At 70.1% G+C, this 4,824-nt stretch carries 3 protein-coding genes and 1 pseudogene; 3 read left to right on the forward strand and 1 reads right to left on the reverse strand.

Features of this window, described 5'->3' with window-relative positions:
• From BMY22_RS25480 to argS, 3 genes are all read left to right on the forward strand, one after another.
• Positions 1-282, forward strand: a 282-nt coding sequence (locus BMY22_RS25480) for an ISAs1 family transposase (protein WP_167363793.1), incomplete at its 5' end; no start/stop codon positions are given.
• An 81-nt stretch (positions 283-363) separates the two neighbouring features.
• Positions 364-2,583, forward strand: coding sequence for a primosomal protein N' (locus tag BMY22_RS22640; RefSeq protein WP_090625559.1), 2,220 nt, complete (start codon positions 364-366; stop codon positions 2,581-2,583).
• 156 nt (positions 2,584-2,739) lie between these two features.
• Positions 2,740-4,479 (forward strand): arginine--tRNA ligase, encoded by a 1,740-nt coding sequence (gene argS / locus BMY22_RS22645; RefSeq protein WP_090625560.1) that lies wholly within the window; start codon positions 2,740-2,742, stop codon positions 4,477-4,479.
• A gap of 12 nt (positions 4,480-4,491) precedes the next feature.
• Here the strand turns inward: argS and BMY22_RS22650 are convergent.
• Positions 4,492-4,824 (reverse strand): annotated as a pseudogene (locus BMY22_RS22650) (transposase); the annotation flags it as partial.

The raw sequence follows: 4,824 nt of genomic DNA on the forward strand, positions 1-4,824 counted from the left end.
CTGAGCTCGATCGGCGACCTGGAACGCTTTGCCGGCGTGGTGCGCGACCACTGGGCCATTGAGAACAGCCAGCACTGGGTGTTGGATGTGCAGTTTCGCGAGGATGCCAATCGCAGTCGCAAGGACCACTCGGCCAGCAACCTGGCCGTGATACGCCGCGCGGCACTGAACCTGATACGACAGAACGACAGCAGTCAACTGAGCATTGGCAGGCGGCGCATGCGGGCCTGCACCAATGCGCAGTACCGAACCCAACTGCTGTTTGGCCCGGATGCCTCATAGCGCGATTGCCCTGGGCCGAGAGGTCGCCGCCCGTGCCTCGTGCCCTGCTAAGATCGCCTCTCCCCGCCAAGGACTGCCCGCGTGCCCGCCCCGATCCTCCGACTCGCCCTGCCCTCGCCGCTGCGCCGCCTGTTCGACTACCGGGCGCCGCCCGGCGTGCCGATCGCCGCCCTGCAGCCGGGCATGCGCCTGCGCGTGCCGTTCGGCCGCCGCGAGGTGGTCGGCGTGCTGGTCGAGGTGAGCGGGCACAGCGAGGTGCCGGCGGACAAGCTGAAGGCCGCCCTCGAACTCCTCGATCCCCGTCCGCCGCTGCCGGCGAGCCTGCTCAGGCTGTGCCGATGGACGGCCCACTACTATCAGCACAGCCTCGGCGACACCTTCGGCTGGGCCCTGCCGGCGCTGTTGCGCCAGGGCGAACCGGCCGAACGGCGCCAGGAGCGCTGGTGGCAGCTGGCCGAGGGTGCCCGCCCGGACGACCCGCGCCTGGCCCGCGCGCCGCGCCAGCGCGAGGCCCTGCAGGCCCTCGCCCAGCACCCCCACGGCGTGCCCCAGGCCGTGCTCGGCAAGCTGCAGCTGAACAAGGCCAGCCTCGATCTGCTACAGGCCAAGGGCCTGCTGCGCAGCGAAGTACGCGACCACGCACCCCGCGAACGGCACGGCGGCTGGCTGCTCCAGGCCGAACTGCCGCTGAACGACGAACAGCGCGAGGCGGTCGAGGCGGTGCGCGCCGGCCTCGGCGGCTTCAATGCCTTTCTGCTTGCCGGCGTCACCGGCAGCGGTAAGACCGAGGTCTACCTGCAACTGATCCGCCAGGTCCTCGAATCCGGCCGGCAGGCGCTGGTGCTGATCCCGGAAATCAACCTCGGCCCGCAGACCCTGGAGCGCTTCACCCGCCGCTTCAACGCACGGATCGCCCTGCTCCACTCCGGCGTCGGCGACCGCGAGCGCCTGGACGCTTGGCTGGCGGCACGCGACGGCGAGGCGGACATCGTCATCGGTACCCGCTCGGCGCTGTTCACCCCGCTCAAACACCCCGGTCTGATCATCGTCGACGAGGAGCACGACGCCTCCTACAAGCAGCAGGAAGGCCTGCGCTACCACGCCCGCGACCTCGCCGTGGTGCGCGCCCGGCAGGAGGAGATTCCGATCCTGCTCGGCTCCGCCACGCCTTCCCTGGAGAGCCTGCACAACGCCCATACCGGCCGCTACGCCCTGCTCCAGCTCCGCCAGCGCGCCGGCCACGCCCGCCCGCCGCGCTTTCTGCGCCTGGACGTGAAGAGCCGGCCGCTCGACGCCGGGATCTCCCCGCCGCTACAGCAGGCCATCGGCCGGACCCTCGCCGCCGGCCAGCAGGTGCTGGTGTTCCTCAACCGCCGCGGCTTCGCACCGACCCTGCTCTGCCACGACTGCGGCTGGATCGCCCAGTGCCCGCGCTGCGACGCGCGGATGACCCTGCACCAGCGCCAGCGCGAACTGCGCTGCCACCACTGCGGCCACGCCGAGCGCCAGCCGACGGCCTGCCCGCAGTGCGCCCGAGTCGACCTGCGCCCGGTCGGCGCCGGCACCGAGCGTACCGAGGAACGCCTGGCCACCCTGTTCCCCGACTACCCGGTGCTGCGCATCGACCGCGACAGCACCGCGCGCAAGGATGCGCTGCCCAGGCTGCTCGCCATCATCCGTCGCGGCGAGCCCTGCCTGCTGGTCGGCACCCAGATGCTCGCCAAGGGCCATCACTTCCCGCGGGTCACCCTGGTGGCGATCCTCGATGCCGACGGCGGCCTGTTCTCCGCCGACTTCCGCGCCAGCGAGCGCATGGCCCAACTGATCGTGCAGGTCGCCGGGCGCGCCGGGCGCGCCGAGGAGCCGGGTACGGTGATCCTCCAGACCCACCTGGCCGACCACCCGCTGCTGGTCCAGCTCGCCGAACAGGGCTACCTGGCCTTCGCCGCACAGGCCCTCGAGGAACGCCGCGCCGCCGGCCTGCCGCCGTTCGCCCACCTCGCCCTGCTGCGGGCCGAGGCGCACCGGCCGGGTCAGGCCGAGGGCTTTCTCGAACAGGCCGGCGACGAGGCGCAACACCTGCTCGACGCGCTGCCGCTCTCCGGCATCGAAGTGCTCGGCCCGGTGCCCGCGCCGATGGAGCGCCGCGCCGGTCGCCACCGCGCCCAACTGCTGCTGCAGGCCACCAGCCGCGCGCCGCTACACCGCCTGCTCGGCCCCTGGCTGGCGGCCCTCGAACGGCTGCCCGGCGCCCGCACGGTACGCTGGTCGCTGGATGTCGACCCGATCGATCTGTACTAAGCAACAACGCCTGGTGCCAGCCGGTCCGGCCTGTCGATCGGCGGCGCCGCCGCCCGGATTCGCGGCGGTTGGCAAGCCCGTCCGCGCCGCGGATAATGCCTGGTTTTCGCAACCAGCCTCCCCGGTGCAGTGCCCCTTCGCGGCCAAGAGCAGACCATGAAAGACACGATTCGCCAGCTGATCCAGCAAGCCCTGACCCGCCTGACCGAGGACGGCGTGCTCCCCGCGGGCCTGACGCCGGCAATCCAGGTGGAAAACAGCAAGGACAAGAGCCACGGCGACTTCGCCAGCAACATCGCCATGATGCTGGCCAAACCGGCCGGGCTGAAGCCCCGCGAGCTGGCCGAGAAGCTGATCGCCGCGCTGCCCGCCAACCCCTCGATCAGCAAGGTGGAAATCGCCGGCCCGGGCTTTCTCAACTTCTTCCAGAACAGCGATGCCCTGGCCCAACGCCTGCAGAAGGCGCTGGCCGACGAGCGCCTCGGCGTGCGCAAGCACGGCGACCTCCAGCGGGTGGTGGTCGACCTGTCCTCGCCCAACCTGGCCAAGGAAATGCACGTCGGCCACCTGCGCTCGACCATCATCGGCGACGCCGTGGCGCGGGTGCTGGAGTTCCTCGGTGACGCGGTGACCCGGCAGAACCACGTCGGCGACTGGGGCACCCAGTTCGGCATGCTGCTGGCCCATCTCGAGGAGAACCCGGCTTCCGCGGAGAGCGAGCTGGCCGACCTCGAGCAGTTCTACCGCGCCGCGAAGAAGCGCTTCGACGAGTCCGAAGCCTTCGCCGACCGCGCCCGCCAACTGGTGGTCAAGCTGCAGGCCGGCGAGGCGGAATGCCTGCGCCTCTGGCAGCGCTTCAACGAGGTGTCGCTGTCCCACTGCCAGGAGGTCTACGAGCGCCTCGGCGTGCGCCTGACCCCGGACGACATCCGCGGCGAGAGCGCCTACAACGACGAGCTGCCGGGCATCGTCCAGGCCCTACGCGACAAGGGCCTGCTGACCGAGAGCGACGGCGCCCAGTGCGTGTTCCTCGACGAGTTCAGGAACGCCGAAGGCAACCCGCTGCCGGTGATCGTGCAGAAGGCCGGCGGCGGTTATCTCTACGCCACCACCGACCTCGCCGCGATGCGCTACCGCAGCCGGGTGCTCGAGGCCGACCGGGTGCTCTACTTCGTCGACCAGCGCCAGGCCCTGCACTTCCAGATGGTCTTCGCGGTGGCGCGCCGCGCCGGCTTCGTGCGCGAGGGCACGGACCTCGAGCACATGGGCTTCGGCACCATGAACGGCGCCGACGGCCGCCCCTTCAAGACCCGCGACGGCGGCACGGTGAAGCTGATCGACCTGCTCGACGAGGCCGAGCAGCGCGCCTACGCCTTGGTCAAGGGCAAGAACCCGGAACTGCCCGAGGACGAGCTGCGCGGCATCGCCCGCGCGGTCGGCATCGGCGCGGTGAAGTACGCAGACCTGTCCAAGCACCGCACCAGCGACTACAGCTTCAACTTCGAGCTGATGCTGAGCTTCGAGGGCAACACCGCGCCCTACCTGCTCTACGCCTACACCCGCGTGGCCAGCGTGTTCCGCAAGCTGGGCAAGAGTTTGGAGGCGATCGACGGCGACCTGGTCCTTGAGGCCGAGCAGGAGCAGGCGCTGGCCGCCCGGCTGGCGCAGTTCGGCGAGGTGCTCGGCAACGTCGCCGAAAAGGGTCAGCCGCACCTGCTCTGCGCCTATCTTTATGATCTGGCCGGACTATTCTCCAGCTTCTACGAGAATTGCCCGATTCTCGCCGCCGACACCCCGGCCCGCCAGCAGAGCCGTCTGCTGCTCGCCGCACTGACCGGTCGCACCCTCAGGCAGGGCCTGGAACTGCTCGGCCTGGAAACCCTGGAACGCATGTAAAGGGACTCCTGATTAGCAATGATGCTCAGCCACCCCGAATCACCCGCAGGGGGTGTGGCGGGCAACGCGCGACTGCCACGAGGAGTCGCGCAGGCAGCGTGCGCAGATCGAGTCGGCGGTTGAAACGGTAGGCGAATGCGCCCAGGTAGCGGGCCGCATACTTGCGGAAGTTGAAGGCAGGGTAGCTCCCGACCAGGCTGGTCTTGAGATTGCCCAGGACCGTGTTGACCCACTGGAACTCGGGCAAGTCCCTGGGCTTGCGTCCAGCGATCACGGTTCGTTGATGCAGGCATCCCGCCGCGGTGACCGCCGCGAAACAAGCCAGTCCGTCGCAGAGCACGGTGC

It is taken from the genome of Azotobacter beijerinckii (genome assembly GCF_900110885.1).
Classification (GTDB): domain Bacteria; phylum Pseudomonadota; class Gammaproteobacteria; order Pseudomonadales; family Pseudomonadaceae; genus Azotobacter; species Azotobacter beijerinckii.

Coding starts and splice junctions, on each gene's coding strand:
- argS (WP_090625560.1), top strand. CDS start 2,740: ATGAAAGACACGATTCGCCAGCTGATCCAGCAAGCCCTGACCCGCCTG.